This window comes from Dysgonomonas gadei ATCC BAA-286 (genome assembly GCF_000213555.1).
In the GTDB taxonomy this organism is placed as follows: Bacteria; Bacteroidota; Bacteroidia; order Bacteroidales; family Dysgonomonadaceae; genus Dysgonomonas; species Dysgonomonas gadei.
Genome location: NZ_GL891983.1, coordinates 69336 through 85411, shown reverse-complemented (window position 1 = coordinate 85411; position 16076 = coordinate 69336). Strand labels below are relative to the sequence as shown.

General features: G+C 41.2%; 11 protein-coding genes. 9 read left to right on the top strand and 2 right to left on the bottom strand.

Annotation, left to right across the window (positions count from 1 at the left end; all coding sequences use genetic code 11):
• The first annotated feature begins 12 nt into the window (after positions 1-12).
• The 6 genes from HMPREF9455_RS10440 to HMPREF9455_RS10415 all read left to right on the top strand — a co-directional run bounded on the left by HMPREF9455_RS10440 (position 13) and on the right by HMPREF9455_RS10415 (position 8549).
• Positions 13-870, top strand: a complete 858-nt coding sequence (locus HMPREF9455_RS10440; RefSeq protein ID WP_006799652.1) for a LamG domain-containing protein — start codon at positions 13-15, stop codon at positions 868-870.
• A gap of 92 nt (positions 871-962) precedes the next feature.
• On the top strand, positions 963-2618 hold the full coding sequence (locus HMPREF9455_RS10435; protein ID WP_006799651.1) for a glucoamylase family protein: 1656 nt from the start codon (positions 963-965) through the stop codon (positions 2616-2618).
• A gap of 47 nt (positions 2619-2665) precedes the next feature.
• Entirely contained in the window at positions 2666-4963 is a 2298-nt protein-coding gene (gene bglX, locus HMPREF9455_RS10430; protein WP_006799650.1) for a beta-glucosidase BglX, read from the top strand.
• A gap of 20 nt (positions 4964-4983) precedes the next feature.
• Positions 4984-6348 carry a glucoamylase family protein gene (locus HMPREF9455_RS10425; protein ID WP_006799649.1) on the top strand — a complete coding sequence of 455 codons (1365 nt, stop codon included), beginning with the start codon at positions 4984-4986 and terminating at the stop codon, positions 6346-6348.
• Positions 6349-6581: 233 nt separating this feature from the next.
• A complete protein-coding gene (locus HMPREF9455_RS10420) occupies positions 6582-7346 on the top strand; it encodes a carboxylesterase family protein (RefSeq protein ID WP_006799648.1) in 765 nt (254 codons plus the stop codon).
• A gap of 252 nt (positions 7347-7598) precedes the next feature.
• Complete coding sequence (locus HMPREF9455_RS10415) at positions 7599-8549, top strand: CPBP family intramembrane glutamic endopeptidase (RefSeq protein ID WP_006799647.1); 951 nt, start codon at positions 7599-7601, stop codon at positions 8547-8549.
• Positions 8550-8582: 33 nt separating this feature from the next.
• On the opposite strand, the gene HMPREF9455_RS10410 is transcribed toward HMPREF9455_RS10415, so the two are convergent.
• Entirely contained in the window at positions 8583-9083 is a 501-nt protein-coding gene (locus HMPREF9455_RS10410; protein WP_006799646.1) for a GNAT family N-acetyltransferase, read from the bottom strand.
• Between the two features lie 123 nt (positions 9084-9206).
• Between HMPREF9455_RS10410 and HMPREF9455_RS10405 the strand changes: the two genes are divergently transcribed.
• The 3 genes from HMPREF9455_RS10405 to HMPREF9455_RS10395 are packed head-to-tail and all read left to right on the top strand — an operon-like array spanning position 9207 to position 13893.
• Positions 9207-11150, top strand: a complete 1944-nt coding sequence (locus HMPREF9455_RS10405; RefSeq protein ID WP_006799645.1) for an ABC-F family ATP-binding cassette domain-containing protein — start codon at positions 9207-9209, stop codon at positions 11148-11150.
• 21 nt (positions 11151-11171) lie between these two features.
• Positions 11172-11837 (top strand): GDSL-type esterase/lipase family protein, encoded by a 666-nt coding sequence (locus tag HMPREF9455_RS10400; protein WP_006799644.1) that lies wholly within the window; start codon positions 11172-11174, stop codon positions 11835-11837.
• A 10-nt stretch (positions 11838-11847) separates the two neighbouring features.
• Positions 11848-13893, top strand: coding sequence for a M13 family metallopeptidase (locus HMPREF9455_RS10395; RefSeq protein WP_006799643.1), 2046 nt, complete (start codon positions 11848-11850; stop codon positions 13891-13893).
• Positions 13894-13992: 99 nt separating this feature from the next.
• Here HMPREF9455_RS10395 and HMPREF9455_RS10390 read toward each other — a convergent pair whose 3' ends face one another.
• A complete protein-coding gene (locus tag HMPREF9455_RS10390) occupies positions 13993-15822 on the bottom strand; it encodes a vWA domain-containing protein (RefSeq protein WP_006799642.1) in 1830 nt (609 codons plus the stop codon).
• Positions 15823-16076 lie beyond the last annotated feature (254 nt).

Below are 16076 nucleotides of genomic sequence, written 5' to 3'. Positions count from 1 at the left end.
TAATTAATGACTATGAAAATTAAAAAATATATATCTGCAATAATAGTTTTAACTGTATTATTGTTTGGAGCTCAATCTTGCTTTCAGGATTTAGAGAATGATCCTGCATTCGATTATCCTCAGGGATTCCCTGATCCCACAGGCGAATACAAGCCTGAGAAGTTAAATCTTCCTTTTGAAGGTGATGTTTATGACCAAAGCACCTATCAGTTTGTAAATAGTGGAGTGGGCGTATACTCATTTATAGATGGAGTAAAGGGTAAAGCTTATAAAGGAGATGCAGATACGACTTATGTTCTAATCAATAACCATCCTGCAATATCTAAAATTGTAGAGAGTGAAATTACAAATCTTGGTAGCTTTACAGTTTCATTTTGGATGAAATCTTCCCGGAATACAGCAGCAACAGGTTTGTTCTCAATTACAAATACTAAAACATTCTGGTCCAATCTTGATATTTTTCTGGAAAATACCGGCAGTGAGACTCAAGCCTTTTTCAAGGTACATATCTACAATGAACGTACCGGAAGCAGGGTAGAGAAATGGGTGGAAGCCAGAGTTGATAATGTATTTGGAGACTGGGTACATATGGCTTTTGTTTATGATGGTACTACCTCTACAATGAATATATATAAAGATGGTAATAGCGTATTTCAATCGGTTATAACCGGTTTGGGAGAATTACAATTTAAAGATGTTGGCCCAATGATAATCGGAACTTTTCCATATCAGGCCAACCCTAGTTTAACTAGTGGGGCAACTAATCAGAGTTGGGCAGGATGGTATAAAGGCGCTTTGGATCAGTTCCATTTTTATAGTGAGCCATTAACCGGAGACGAAGTAAAAGAGCTTTATAACAGTAAGAATTAATGGGATTCCATTGATGGAGTTCGTTAAATAATTACCTGATCAGACAAATAATGAGAGGGAGTCACTCCCTCTCATTATTAAATTAATACATTATGAAAATTTTACTCAATTCTTTATTCTTCATATTTCTTCTTTCATCTATCTCATGTAGTAGTGATAATGAAGATGGGACTCCGGTTCAAGAGTTTAAGTTGGACGGGATTACAATAGATGGGAAAACAAATCAAGATTTGTATGTAGATGTAAATCCAACTTCTTCTATTTATCTCAAGTTTTCGGATCAGATAGATCAGGCTACAATAATTGATAATATAAAAATAAGAGAACAATCAGGGCAATTTTTGGCAATTACTCCGGTTTATGATGGACATTATACTATTGAGATAAAAGGTGAATTGGCTTTAAAATCATACACTAAGTATGAACTTCTTATATATCCTAATTTAAAATCAAAATCGGGAAGCAAAATTTTGACAGGCAAAACAATTAGTATATCTACAACAATTGATCTGACTGATAAATTTCCGCGCATATCAGATGAAGAACTGTTAGATAAAGTACAAAGCCAGACATTCAGATATTTTTGGGATTTCGGACACCCGACATCGGGCATGGCACGCGAAAGGACAACGTCAGGAGACGTAGTGACCACCGGTGGAACCGGTTTTGGTGTAATGGCTATGATAGCGGCGGCAGAAAGAGGTTTTATATCTAAAAATGATGCATTATCCCGTATTCAGAAGATTGTAACATTCTTAGATACTAAATGTACAAGTTATCATGGAGCATTTGCACACTGGGTCAATGGAGCGACAGGTGCTACCTATCCTTTTAGCCAATATGATAATGGGGCCGATTTGGTGGAAACCGCCCTCTTGTTTCAGGGATTACTTACAGCAAGGCAATATTATAAGTCGAATGATGCCGTAGAAATTCAGTTAAGGGCTGATATAACCCGTCTTTGGGAAGCTATAGAATGGACTTGGTTTCAAAAAGGAGGAGAGAATGTCTTGTACTGGCATTGGAGTCCTGATTACGGATGGCAGATGAATCTGAAGATAACAGGATGGAATGAATCATTAATTGTGTATGCTCTAGCTGCAGCTTCACCTACTTATCCCATTTCAGCAGAGGTATATAAACAAGGATGGGTGAGGAATGGAGCCTTTGCTAATGGCAAATCATATTATGGATATACTCTGCCTCTGGGTACAGAGTATGGAGGCCCGTTATTTTTCAGTCATTATTCATTCTTAGGAATTAACCCTAAGGATCTGAAAGACCAATATACGGATTACTGGACTCAGAACAGAAATCATACATTGATAAATTACACTTATTGCGTTACCAATCCGAAAGGATATGGTGGATATAGCGCTGATTGCTGGGGGCTTACTGCCAGCGATGGTAATAATGGCTATAGTGCGCATTCCCCAACGAATGATAAAGGGGTGATTGCTCCTACTGCTGCATTATCATCTATGCCGTATACACCTGAGGAATCAATGAGGGCTTTACACTTCTTCTATTACAAACTGGGGGATAAATTATGGTCCGATTATGGATTTGTGGATGCATTTAATCTTTCGGAACAGTGGTACGATAATCAGAATATAGCAATAGACCAGGGGCCAATCGTTGTGATGATTGAAAATTACAGGACAGGCTTGTTATGGTCTCTGTTCATGGCAGACCCTGAAATAAAGGACGGACTGAAAAAACTGGGCTTTCAAAGCCCTGATATATAAGAGATTTTAGGTAAAAGGTTTAGGTTATAATTAATATATTAAGGAAAATGAAGACGAAACAACTTTTAAAGGTGTTTCTGGCGTGTATGGCTGTTGTGGGTTGCATACAGGCGCAGACTAAGGATCCTAAGATGGATAAGTTTATAAATGACTTGATGGGCAAAATGACGCTGGAAGAAAAGATCGGACAGCTCAATCTGCCAAGTTCGGGAGATATTACTACCGGACAGGCAAAAAGCAGCAACATTGCCGAGAAGATCAAGAAAGGAGAAGTCGGGGGATTGTTCAATATAAAAGGTGTTGAAAAAATCAGGGATGTACAACGTATAGCCGTAGAAGAAAGCCGCCTTAAAATTCCGTTGATTTTTGGGATGGATGTTATCCACGGATACGAGACTGTTTTCCCTATTCCGTTAGGTCTCGCTGCTACATGGAATATGGCTGCCATAGAACAATCGGCCCGCATTGCGGCGATTGAAGCCAGTGCGGATGGTATCAGCTGGACTTTCAGCCCGATGGTGGATATTTCCCGCGATCCTCGCTGGGGACGTTTCTCGGAAGGGAGCGGTGAAGACCCTTACCTGGGAGGACAGATTGCAAAAGCGATGATTCATGGTTATCAGGGAGTAGGAGATAAGGCTTATACACTTAACTCCAATATCATGGCTTGTGTGAAGCACTATGCTTTGTATGGTGCAGGCGAAGCCGGACGCGATTATAATACAGTGGATATGAGCCGCATTCGTATGTTCAATGAATATCTTTATCCTTATCAGGCTGCTGTGGATGCAGGTGTAGGTAGTGTGATGGCTTCATTTAATGAAGTGGACGGGGTTCCCGCTACTGCAAATAAATGGCTGATGACAGATGTTTTGCGCGACAAATGGGGTTTCAAAGGATTTGTAGTAACCGACTATACAGGTATCAGCGAAATGATAGACCACGGTATAGGTGATTTGCAAACCGTTTCGGCTCGTGCATTAAAGGCAGGCATAGACATGGATATGGTAAGTGAAGGACTGGCTACCGTAGGTAAATCGCTCAGAGAAGGAAAAGTTACTCAGGCCGAAATAGATCAGGCATGCCGCCGTGTATTGGAGGCCAAATACAAACTGGGTTTATTTTCCAATCCTTACAAATACTGTGATGTAAATCGGGCAAAAACAGAAATATATACTCCCGAACATCGTGCAGTTGCCCGTAAAATAGCATCGGAAAGTTTCGTTCTGCTTAAAAACGCTAATAATACACTGCCATTAAAAAAACAAGGCACTATTGCTGTAGTAGGTCCATTGGCAAACACCCGTTCCAATATGCCAGGTACATGGAGTGTGGCTGTGAATCTGGATACAGCCAAAACAGTTGTAGAAGGAGTACAGGCTGTCGCCGGAGGGAATGTAAAAGTGGTGTATGCGAAAGGCAGCCATCTTATAAGCGATCCTGTTTATGAGAATAATGCCACTATGTTTGGACGTACTTTACATAGAGATAAGGAAACCCGTTCGGATGAAGAAATGCTGAAAGAGGCATTGGATGTAGCTAAGAGTGCAGATGTAATTATTGCTGCTCTCGGTGAATCGTCGGAGATGAGTGGTGAGGCAAGCAGCCGTACCAATCTGGATATTCCGGATGTACAAAAAACTCTTTTGAAGGAATTACTAAAAACAGGAAAACCGGTCGTACTGGTATTATTCACAGGACGTCCTTTGACCCTGACATGGGAGAATGAGAATGTGCATGCTATCCTGAATGTTTGGTTTGGCGGGACAGAAGCTGCAGAAGCCATAGGCGATGTATTATTCGGTGATGCAAACCCAAGCGGTAAACTGGTGGCTACTTTTCCTAAAAATGTAGGACAAATACCATTATTTTATAATCATAAGAATACAGGTCGTCCGCTTCAGGAAGGTAAATGGTTTGAAAAATTCCGTAGCAACTATCTCGATATAGATAATGATCCGCTTTATCCGTTCGGATATGGTCTTAGTTATACAACATTCGAATATAGCGATGTGAAATTAAGTTCTGCATCTATTGATGCCAAAGGAGAACTGACAGCCAGTGTAACGGTAACCAATAAAGGGAAAGCAGATGGAGCGGAAGTTGTACAGCTGTATATTCGCGACCTCGTAGGCAGTGTTACCCGTCCGGTGAAAGAACTGAAAGGTTTCGAAAAAGTATTTATCAAGGCAGGAGAGTCTAAGACGGTAAGTTTTAAGATCACTCCCGAGTTATTGAAGTTCTACAATTACGATCTTGATTATGTATTCGAACCCGGAGATTTCGATGTAATGATCGGTGGAAATAGTCATGATGTTAAATCGGCTCGATTTACGTTGAATTAAGTCATTAAACAGAAAAAAATATGAAAAAGATACATCTTTTTGCTTTTATCTTATTAGCCCTTTTATCAGGTATTGTTAGTTGTAAACAGAAGCCATCAGCGAATCAAACTGCTAATGGCAGTGATACAACAGAGATATCGGATGAGGCGTTGTTAGATAGTGTTCAACGCAGGACATTCCTGTATTTTTGGGATGGAGCCGAGCAAAACAGCGGGATGGCGCGCGAGCGTTTCCATGTAGATGGAGATTATGGAAGGCACGATAAGGATGTGGTAACATCCGGTGGTAGCGGCTTTGGCATAATGGCTATAATTGCAGGTATTGACCGGGGGTATGTTACTCGTGAACAAGGTCTGGAACGAATGACCCGGATTATAGATTTTTTGGAAAAAGCAGATTCCTTCCACGGGGTTTATCCTCATTGGTGGAATGGTAAGACCGGAAAAGTTCAGGGATTTAGTGATAAGGACAATGGAGGTGATTTAGTAGAGACATCTTTCCTGCTACAAGGACTACTAGCCTTGCATCAATACTATGTTGACGGTTCTGATGCCGAAAGGGCATTAGCTGCACGGATTGATAAAATATGGAAGAATGTGGACTGGAACTGGCATCGCAACAGTAAAAATGTATTATACTGGCATTGGAGTCCCAATCACTCATGGGAAATGAACTTTCCTATACGTGGATATAACGAATGTCTGATTACATATGTACTGGCTGCCTGTTCTCCCACACATGGCGTACCAGCCGAAGTATATCATGAAGGATGGGCCGAAGGTGGTAAAATCATCGGGCCGCATGAACTGGAAGGCTATACATTAAACATGCGTTATCAAAGCAATAGTGGAGTGGGACCTTTGTTCTGGGCACATTATTCTTTTCTTGGACTTAATCCTACCGGATTGAAAGATGAATATGCCGATTACTTTCAGGAAATGAAGAACTATACACTGATAAACCGGGCTTACTGTATCCGCAATCCGAAAGGATATAAGGGATATGGTGAAGATGCATGGGGATTGACCGCCAGTTATTCCGTAAAAGGATATGCTGCCCACGAACCGGATGAAGCCGGTGATCGTGGTGTAATATCCCCTACCGCAGCATTATCTTCTATTGTTTACACACCGGAAGAATCGATGAACGTAATGAGGAATCTGTATAATATGGGAGATAAAGTATGGGGACAATATGGGTTTTATGATGCATATAGTGAAACTGATAATTGGTATCCGCAACGTTATCTGGCTATCGATCAGGGGCCTATAGCGGTTATGATCGAGAATTACCGTTCACAACTGTTGTGGAATCTCTTTATGAGTCATCCTGATGTGCAAAGAGGATTGAAAAAATTAGGTTTTGAATCATCCGCATTAAAATAAATACTCTTTTTTTAGCTAAGGGGCTGTATTCAGGTACGGCCTTTTAGTTTTTCTTACAAAAAAGTAAATACATGAATGTAAACAGATCCGCGATCATATCTTTTATCCCGGAATGGATAAGACGAAGCCTTATTATTTCGCGATTGAAGCGATTGATGAAAACGGGACTTCACAATGGGTTAGGGTAGAGGCATTATAGTTATCTTTGTAAGTCTAATATTAAATATATAAGTATGAAAAGAAGTATCTTCATTTTTATCTTGTTTGTATGTACTGTGTATGGCTTTGCCCAGTTTAAGAATGCGTCGTATATGGTAAACGGATATGCCTTGCCTTATCTGGTGATGTACCCGGAAAATTATGATGCAACTAAACAATATCCATTGGTAGTAATGTTGCATGGTGCAGGTGAACGGGGCGATGATAACCAAAAGCAACTGACGCATGGCAAGCAGTTCTTATCAGAACATTTTCAGTCAGCCTATCCGGCTATCGTTATTGTGCCGCAATGTCCTGCCAATAATTATTGGTCTAATGTAGCCCGTCATCAGATCGATGATAAGATGACCCTGACTTTCGGACTGTCTGACGAACCTACACAATCGATGAAGACGGCTATGTGGCTTATTCAGGATTGGTTGTCGTCCGGTAAAGTAGATGTGAGCAGAGTGTATATCGGGGGCCTGTCTATGGGTGGTATGGGTACGCTGGAAATGTTGTGGCGCATGCCCGGGACTTTTGCTGCTGCGTTCCCTATATGTGGAGGTACTGATTTGAGTAAATTGCCGTTATATGCCAGGCATACAGCAGTATGGCTTTTTCACGGGGATGACGATTCGGTGGTTCCGGTAGACAATTCCAGAAATATTTATGCACGGCTAAAGGCTCTCGGGTGTGACGTAGAATATACTGAATATAAAGGCGTAAATCATGGCAGTTGGGTGAATGCTTTCGCTGAAGAAGGATTGGTTCCCTGGCTGTTTAAGCATAAAAAATAAAAGATTGGTTTGGTTATTTTTAAGGTAAGGTTGTTTTAGGTTGGGCTGTTTATTAAATAATATTCAGTTCTGTATGTAAGTGGTTAGAAAGGCTGCATAGTGATTATATCATTATGCAGCCTTTCCTTTATCTATGACAAAAATGAATGAAGGTATGCGAGAATACAGATAAAACTATTTAAGTTTGTGATTCTGTCAGGGTAATTGCGACTTATGTAAATAAGAATAAGTAAACTAAAAAGTCTATATATTATGAAACATCTTGAAAGTGCATTAAACAAAAGGAACAGTTTTTGGAAATATATTGTTGTTTTGTTTATTTCCTTTATACTCGCTAGTTTTGTTGGTGTTGTACCCTTGATGATTGTAGCAGTAATCAAAATAATTCAGAACGGAGGGGATATGGTTTCGGGGATGGCTATGATGTCTGACCCCACAGCCTTGGGGATATCATCCAACTTTGCATTTGTATTACTGCTATTTCCGCTGGTATTAGGATTCTTTATTCTATTGTTTTTCATAAAACTATTAAACGGTCAAAGTTTTCAGGAAGTTATAAACGGAACACCCAAAGTTCGCTGGCCCCGTTTTTTTACAGGAGCTGCTTGTTGGTCATTATTGATGTTAATTCCCTTGGTCATCCAGTATTTTATATCTCCGTCGGTTTTTACTTTTCAATTGGATATAACTTCATTTATACCATTAGTCTTTATATCGTTTATATTGATTCCTTTTCAGACGAGTTTCGAAGAACTTGCCTTTCGCGGATATCTGGCTCAGGGATTAGGTAATCTGACTAAAAACCGTTGGACTGCGCTGATTATCCCATCTTTAATCTTTGCTTTACTTCATGTAGCTAATCCGGAAGTAAAAGAGTTTGGCTTTTTCATCATGATGGCTAATTATTTATCTATGGGTTTGATACTAGGTCTGGTAAGTATTCTCGATGATGGTATTGAAGTGGCTATGGGAATACATGCTGCAAATAATATATTTGCCAGCCTGTTTGTAACGCATGCTTCGTCAGCTTTTCAGACGGATGCGATATTCAGTATAAAAGAGGTTGATCCGGTTGGCGGGCTTATCGAAGTGGTTATTGCCGGGACCTTGCTTATATTATTTCTCTATAAAAGATATGGTTGGAAGTTTTCTACAATGAATAAGAAAATACAGATCAGTCCTATCGAAAAGGGAGGTGCTTAATCTTATATTGGAGAATCTATTTCAGAGTTATTTTCAAATTTTTCTTATTGCGTATATTAATTCATCAATGAACACTCCGTTTTTGAATAGGGCTTTTTCAAATCTGGCTTCAAGTGTAAAGCCGGCTTTTTCCAATACGCGTTGGGATTGAAGATTTGTACCGAATGGACGAGCGAAGATACGTGTTATGTCAAATGTTTTAAAGCCGTAATCCACAATCTGCTTTATTGCCTCAGGCATTATCCCATTTCCCCAATATTCTTCTGATAACCAATAGCCCATTTCTGCATTCTTGGCATGGATATCAGTTTGAGGGAATAATCCGATTGACCCCACAGCTTCGCCGTCAATAGAAATTGCAAAGACCTGAGTGGGGTATTGCCTTGAAATAGAGGAAAAATATTCTTTTGCATCATCATAGGTATAGGGATGCGGAAACCTATCTGTAAGAAATTTGGCTATGTTGTAATTGTTGGCATGCTTGACCATACTATCTAAGTCATCGTTATGCCATTCCCTTAATTTGAAGTCCATAATATTATAAATGTTTATCTTGTCAAAGATAATTTTATTTTCCCAAATTGCTTATTTAGCCTTGTTTCTATTTAGCTATCAACAAAATTCCCTACTTTTGCATAGATTTAAAATATATTAATTGTGATTTCAGTAGAAGGACTTACGGTAGAATTCGGAGGATTTACCCTCTTTGACGATATATCGTTCGTAGTGAATAAAAAAGACAGGATTGCCCTTGTAGGAAAAAATGGAGCAGGTAAATCTACCATGCTCAAAATATTTGCAGGATTGCAACCGCCTACACGAGGCAATATCTCATATCCTAAAGATATAACAATCGGCTATTTGCCACAGCATATGACCCTCAAAGAAGGGAATACGGTTTTTGAAGAAGCATCTCTGGCTTTCGAACATATTCAGAAAATGGAAGCCGAGCTGGAGTATGTTAACCAACAACTTGCCGAAAGAACCGATTACGAATCGGAAGCATATCACAATTTGATAGAAAAATCAGCCCATCTGAACGAACAGTTTCTTATGTCGGGCGGAAATAACTTTCAGGCTGAAATAGAGAAGACTCTGACGGGCTTAGGTTTTAGCCGTACGGATTTTACCCGTCCCACCAGCGAATTCAGCGGAGGATGGCGTATGCGTATAGAATTGGCTAAAATACTACTTTTGCGTCCCGATGTTTTACTCCTCGATGAGCCGACCAACCATCTGGATATTGAATCTATCCAATGGCTCGAAAATTTTCTGGCAACCCGGGCTAATGCAGTGATTCTTGTTTCGCATGACAGGGCTTTTCTGGATGCTGTTACTTTGCGGACTGTTGAAATATCCCTTGGTAGGATTTATGATTATAAAGCGCCTTATTCCAAATATGTAGAATTACGAAAAGAGCACCGTGAACATCAGATGCGTGCTTTCGAAAATCAGCAGAAACAGATACAGAAGACTGAAGAATTTATCGAACGTTTCCGTTATAAGGCTACGAAAGCCGTGCAGGTACAATCGCGTATCAAGCAGCTCGACAAAATAGAGCGGCTCGAGGTGGATGATGAAGATAATGCTATGCTGAATCTGAAGTTTCCCCCGGCCCCACGTTCCGGTTCATATCCCGTGATAACTGAAACTGTGGAGAAAAGCTATGGCAACCATCTTATATTCAAGGACGTGACCTTTACTATCAACAGGGGAGACAAAGTCGCTTTTGTAGGTAAGAACGGTGAAGGTAAATCTACACTCGTAAAGTGTATCATGGGTGAAACCGACTTTAAAGGAAAATTAGAGTTGGGACATAATGTAAAGATCGGATACTTCGCACAGAATCAGGCGCAATTGCTGGATGAAGAAAGAACTGTCTTTGAAACAATAGACTATGTCGCTGTCGGCGATATTCGTACTAAAATACGGGATATACTTGGCGCTTTTATGTTTGGCGGCGAAGCCTCTGATAAGAAGGTGAAAGTCCTTTCGGGAGGAGAACGTAGCCGTCTGGCAATGATCCGCTTGCTGCTCGAACCTGTAAACCTGCTAATTCTGGATGAGCCTACCAACCACCTCGATATGAAATCGAAAGATGTACTGAAAGACGCATTGAGGGAATTTGAGGGTACTGTGATTGTTGTATCGCATGACCGTGATTTCCTGAATGGCTTGGTGGATAAGGTATATGAGTTTGGCAATCAGCAGGTGAAAGAGCATCTTGGAGGAATTTATGAATTCCTGCAACGAAAAAAGATGGATAGCCTTAAAGAACTGGAAGTGTCAACTGCTGTGCCGTCTACAGCGAAGACAGAAAGTATGCCAGAGTCTGAACCTGTCAATAAACTATCTTATGAAGAACGTAAGGAACTGAGTCGGCAGATTAAACGGGTGGAGAAACAGATATCGGAGTTAGAGCAACTTATCGAAAAAAAGGAAAGCCATATAGCTGAAATAGAGGTTAAGTTAACCTCTCCGGAAGGCGCTGCCGATGCATCGCTATTCGAAAAGCATGGACAACTGACAAAGGAGTTACAGGATGATATGAAACACTGGGAGGAACTGACAGTGGAATTGGAGAATATGAATAATAACTAACCCTATACAAATTCTTCAAATATGAGAACCATATTACTGGCATCCTTGTTATTACTTTCGTTCCACGCTATGGGGCAGGAAATAAAAGAGAATATTTTGGATAATCAGATTTATATAGACCGGATGGCTGTGTTTAAGGCGAATCCCCTGAAAGAAGGACAGATCGTTTTTCTTGGAAACAGCCTTACCCAAGCAGGGAAATGGGAAGAATACTTTCCCGGAATGAACGTTGCAAACCGGGGTATCGCAGGGGATAATATATTCGGTATGCTGGGACGTCTCCGCGAGATAATCGATGCCAAACCCATGAAACTCTTTCTAATGGCAGGTATCAATGATATTTCGTTAGGCCGCCCAAATGAAAAGATAATGGTCGGCATCAAATCCCTCATTTATCAGATAAAAAGCGGAAGTCCCGATACACAGATATTTGTACAGAGTGTGCTGCCGATGAATAAGGATGTGTGTATATATGAACGGATGAAGGGAAAGGAAAAACAAATCGAAGACCTGAATAAAGAGATACGCAGGTTTTGCAAAGAGGAATCCATCCCATTTATAGACCTGTACCCCTTTTTTCTTACAAAGAAACGATTGCTGAATGCCGGATATACGGGCGACGGGCTTCATCTGAATGATGCAGGCTATGCCGTTTGGAAAGAACAATTAGAATCATATATCTATTAATTTATAACAAATGAGAACAATCTACTATTTACCAATTGCTGTTCTCGCCTTTGCTTCCGTCAGTTGCAAAGACAAGACAAATACTCAGACGAACGTGGAAGTGAAAAACTTTGACATTGCCAATCTGGATACTACAGCTATCCCCGGCAATGATTTTTATCAGTATGCTACAGGCGGATGGGCAAAAGCCAATCCGATGAAGGATGAATATGCCCGTTACGGCTCTTTCGACCAGCTGGCAGAAGAGAATCAGAAACAAGTAAAAGGTCTGATTGAAGACCTGGGAAAGACAGAGCATAAACAAGGTTTTGTAGAGCAAAAGATCGGAGACTTGTTCGCTATCGGTATGGATAGTGCAAAACTCAATGCAGATGGGGCAAAACCTATTCAACAGCAGCTTGATGCGATCAACAAAGCAGCCAGCACAGCGGATATCATTAAATTATCCGGCGAATTGAGGAAATATGCAAGCTCCCCTTTCCTTGCTCTTTATGTGGGTGCTGACGATAAGAACAGTGCGATGAATATCGTTCAGCTATATCAGGGTGGACTTGGTCTTGGCGAACGTGAATATTATGTTGCTACCGATTCTACTTCTGTTGCTATCCGTAAAGGATATAGCGATCTGATCCGGATACAGTTTGTAAATGCAGGGTATGCAGAAGCCGATGCGGTGAAAGCTGCCGATGCAGTTCTTAAAATAGAAACGGCTTTGGCTCAGGACCACTTCAAGAAAGAGGATACCCGGAAGCCTGAACTGAACTATCATAAGATGAAAGTTGATGAACTGAACAAATCCGTTGCCAACTTCGACTGGAAAGCATTTTTCGACGCTGCCGACGCGAAAGACTTTACTGAGATCAATGTGGCTCAGGTAAAACCGGTTGCTACAGCCGTAAAACTTATTCAGACACTGCCTCTTGAAGAGTCGAAAGCATATCTTTCTTGGTGTGTGATCGATGCTGCGGCTTCGTATCTGAGCGATAGCTTCGTAAATGCCAATTTTGACTTCTATGGTAAGCAACTAAGTGGCCGTAAGGCATTACAACCCCGCTGGAAACGTACTGTAAGTACTGTCGACGGTGCATTGAGCGAAGCTGTAGGACAAATGTATGTAGCGAAGTATTTCCCTGCCGAAGCCAAAGAGAGAATGGTGAAACTGGTGAAAAACCTGCAAGTGACTTTGGGTGAGCGTATCAACAACCTCACATGGATGAGCCCTGAAACCAAGGAGAAAGCTCAGGAAAAACTGAATGCCTTCAATGTGAAGATCGGCTATCCTGACAAATGGAAGGATTATACATCCCTCGAAATCAGGAAAGACGAAAGCTATTGGGCCAATATGGTCAGGGCTGAACAGTTCTCTTACAACGAGATGATTAAGAAAATCAATAAGCCTGTGGATAAGGAAGAATGGCATATGCCGCCGCAAATGGTCAATGCATACTATAATCCTACAACTAACGAAATCTGTTTCCCTGCGGGTATCCTGCAACCACCGTTCTTCTATCTGGGTGCTGATGATGCGGTAAACTACGGGGCAATCGGCGTTGTTATCGGTCACGAGATGTCTCACGGCTTCGACGATCAGGGTAGCCAGTACGATAAAGTCGGTAATCTCGCTAACTGGTGGACAGCAGACGACTCCAAGAAGTTTACTGAAAGAGCACAAGTGCTTGTTCAGCATTTCAATAAGATAGAAGTTCTACCGGGTGTATTTGCCAATGGAGAATTTACTCTGGGTGAAAATATCGGTGACTTCGGTGGTCTTCAGATTGCATACAACGCATTTGAGAAAACAGATGAAGCCAAAGCTGGTAAAGATATTGACGGTTTCACTCCGGCCCAGCGTTTCTTCCTTTCTTATGCAGGTGTATGGGCTGGCAATATCCGTGACGAGGAAATTCTCCGCCGCACCAAAATGGACCCTCACTCATTGGGAAAATGGCGTGTAAACGGTACTCTTCCTCATATCAATGCATGGTATGATGCATTCGGTATCACAGAGAAAGATTCGTTGTTTATACCAAAAGAAAAACGCGCGGATATCTGGTAATCCGGTATAGAATATATAAGAGAGAGGATGCTTCCATGTGGTTGCATCCTCTCTTGCTTTCAGTTAGTAATAAGTAGTTTAGCGAGGACATCCTCCTCCTTAATTTCTAGTTAAGCCTTTTGCAGTTTCCATCAGCCGCACAAATTCCCGCCTATACCCTTGCGAATCGTTTCCATAGCCAGATTGTGCTAATTCAATGGCTTTGTCAAATGTTCCTTCTCCTTTATATTCCGAGCCTTTCATTACCTGCCCGAACATCGCAACAGCCGCCGCAAAACGGAAATCATCAGATACTTCATTTGTATTACTATCTATTAGCGGTACTTCAATCTTCTTGCTGGTACTGCCGTTCGGTTGCTTATACCTTAGTTTCACAGTCAGCAAATCGGGATGCATACTTTCTCCAAGCCGTTTCTGTATCGGATTTTTCGCTTCGGTTTGATATTTCAACGGGTCTACGTTTCCCTGCATATTCATTTTTACACCCACCGGTACCACTTCGTAGAAAGCCGTTACGGTATGTCCCGCACCCATTTCTCCTGCATCCTTTGTATCGTCATTGAAATCCTCTTTGTTCAGCATCCGGGTTTCATAGCCAACAAGACGGTATGCCTGCACTCTGTTCGGATTGAATTCTATTTGTAGTTTTACATCTTTGGCTACAGTGTACATTGTTGCCCCGAATTCATTTACCAATACTTTATTAGCTTCCTGTAGATTGTCAATATAAGCATGGTTTCCGTTCCCGGCCTGTGCCAGTGTCTGCATTTTGCTGTCTTTATAGTTACCCATGCCATAACCGAGGATAGAAAGGAATACACCCGTTTTTCGTTCGTTTTCTATCAGCCTCTGTAATCCCTCGTTACTTGACACACCTACATTGAAGTCGCCGTCGGTACAAAGGATGATGCGATTGTTCCCTCCTTTTATAAAGTTCTGCTTTGCTATTTTATAAGCAAGCTGAATACCTGCGCCTCCGGCGGTAGAGCCTCCTGCCGAAAGGTTATTAAGCGCTTCTTTTATCTTTTGCTTATTCTCTCCCGATGTGGATGGCAGTACTTCACCCGTAGAACTTGCGTAGACAACAATGGCTACACGGTCTTTCTTCCGGAGGTTATTCACCAACAGCTTCAGGGACGATTTCACCAGGTCGAGGCGGGTAGGGCCGCTCATCGAGCCAGAAACATCTATCAGGAATACAAAGTTGGATGCAGGCAGATTGTCCGAAGCCAGACTCTTGGCTTTTAAACCCACTTTCACCAGACGGTTTTGAGAATTCCACGGGCAAGAACCCACTTCGGTAGTTATTCTTACAGGATCATTTCCGGCAGGTTCGGCATAATCATAACTAAAATAGTTGATAAGTTCCTCAATGCGGACTGCGTCTTTATAAGGCAATTCCCCCCTGTTTATAAACCTCCGCATATTACTGTACGATGCGGCATCTACGTCTACGGAGAAGGTAGAGAGAGGTTCTTCTCTTGCCATCTTGAACTTATTTTCCGTAAACTGGCTGTATTCTTCGTTGCGCTGTCTGTCGTAGCGAGGTGATTCAGCCATAATAAAGGGTTTTGCGACCGGGACCTCTGCAACGATCGCTTTGTGTTCCCTTAGTTCGGCAATATCAGCAGCTTGCTTATCGTCTGAACCTTTTACATCAGCTACTGAAATTTGCATTTGAGATTCCTGAATTTCGTTTTGGCTAAGCATATAATCATTACTTACTGCTTCGTCCTTACTTATCGTAGGAGGGACAAACTTTTGTTGGACTGTCATCGGTGGTGACGGTGGAGTTAATTCTGTTAACTGTTCGGGTTGTGTTTCTATTACAGTGTATTGCTCATTTGGAGATTCTGTTTTAGTCTTCGTATTACACGAGAACATAAATATACCTGATAAAATAATCAATCCGATTGCTGATGTTTTCATAATCTATCTGTATTGAGTTAATAATTTGTGTTTATTGGATAGATATATTTTTGTTGCCGATTCCATAAATTCAGTGCGTATATTTCTCTGGAATTTTTATGCAGCAAATCGAATCCGGATAAAAAAGGTAACAAAGGTAACACAGAAACCAATTAATAATTAAGAATGAAAAATTAATAATTATCTTGTCCCTCGCTCGCGCAGACTTCCCTTTTCAGTTGTGCAACAGATACCGGAAGTCCGCGCTAGCCGGG

Bases quoted from the DNA above. Each gene is read 5' to 3' on its own strand.
- HMPREF9455_RS10410 (WP_006799646.1), bottom strand. From the start codon at position 9,083: ATGGACTTCAAATTAAGGGAATGGCATAACGATGACTTAGATAGTATG.
- HMPREF9455_RS10400 (WP_006799644.1), top strand. From the start codon at position 11,172: ATGAGAACCATATTACTGGCATCCTTGTTATTACTTTCGTTCCACGCT.
- HMPREF9455_RS10415 (WP_006799647.1), top strand. From the start codon at position 7,599: ATGAAACATCTTGAAAGTGCATTAAACAAAAGGAACAGTTTTTGGAAA.
- HMPREF9455_RS10440 (WP_006799652.1), top strand. From the start codon at position 13: ATGAAAATTAAAAAATATATATCTGCAATAATAGTTTTAACTGTATTA.
- HMPREF9455_RS10395 (WP_006799643.1), top strand. From the start codon at position 11,848: ATGAGAACAATCTACTATTTACCAATTGCTGTTCTCGCCTTTGCTTCC.
- HMPREF9455_RS10435 (WP_006799651.1), top strand. From the start codon at position 963: ATGAAAATTTTACTCAATTCTTTATTCTTCATATTTCTTCTTTCATCT.
- HMPREF9455_RS10420 (WP_006799648.1), top strand. From the start codon at position 6,582: ATGAAAAGAAGTATCTTCATTTTTATCTTGTTTGTATGTACTGTGTAT.
- HMPREF9455_RS10425 (WP_006799649.1), top strand. From the start codon at position 4,984: ATGAAAAAGATACATCTTTTTGCTTTTATCTTATTAGCCCTTTTATCA.
- bglX (WP_006799650.1), top strand. From the start codon at position 2,666: ATGAAGACGAAACAACTTTTAAAGGTGTTTCTGGCGTGTATGGCTGTT.
- HMPREF9455_RS10390 (WP_006799642.1), bottom strand. From the start codon at position 15,822: ATGAAAACATCAGCAATCGGATTGATTATTTTATCAGGTATATTTATG.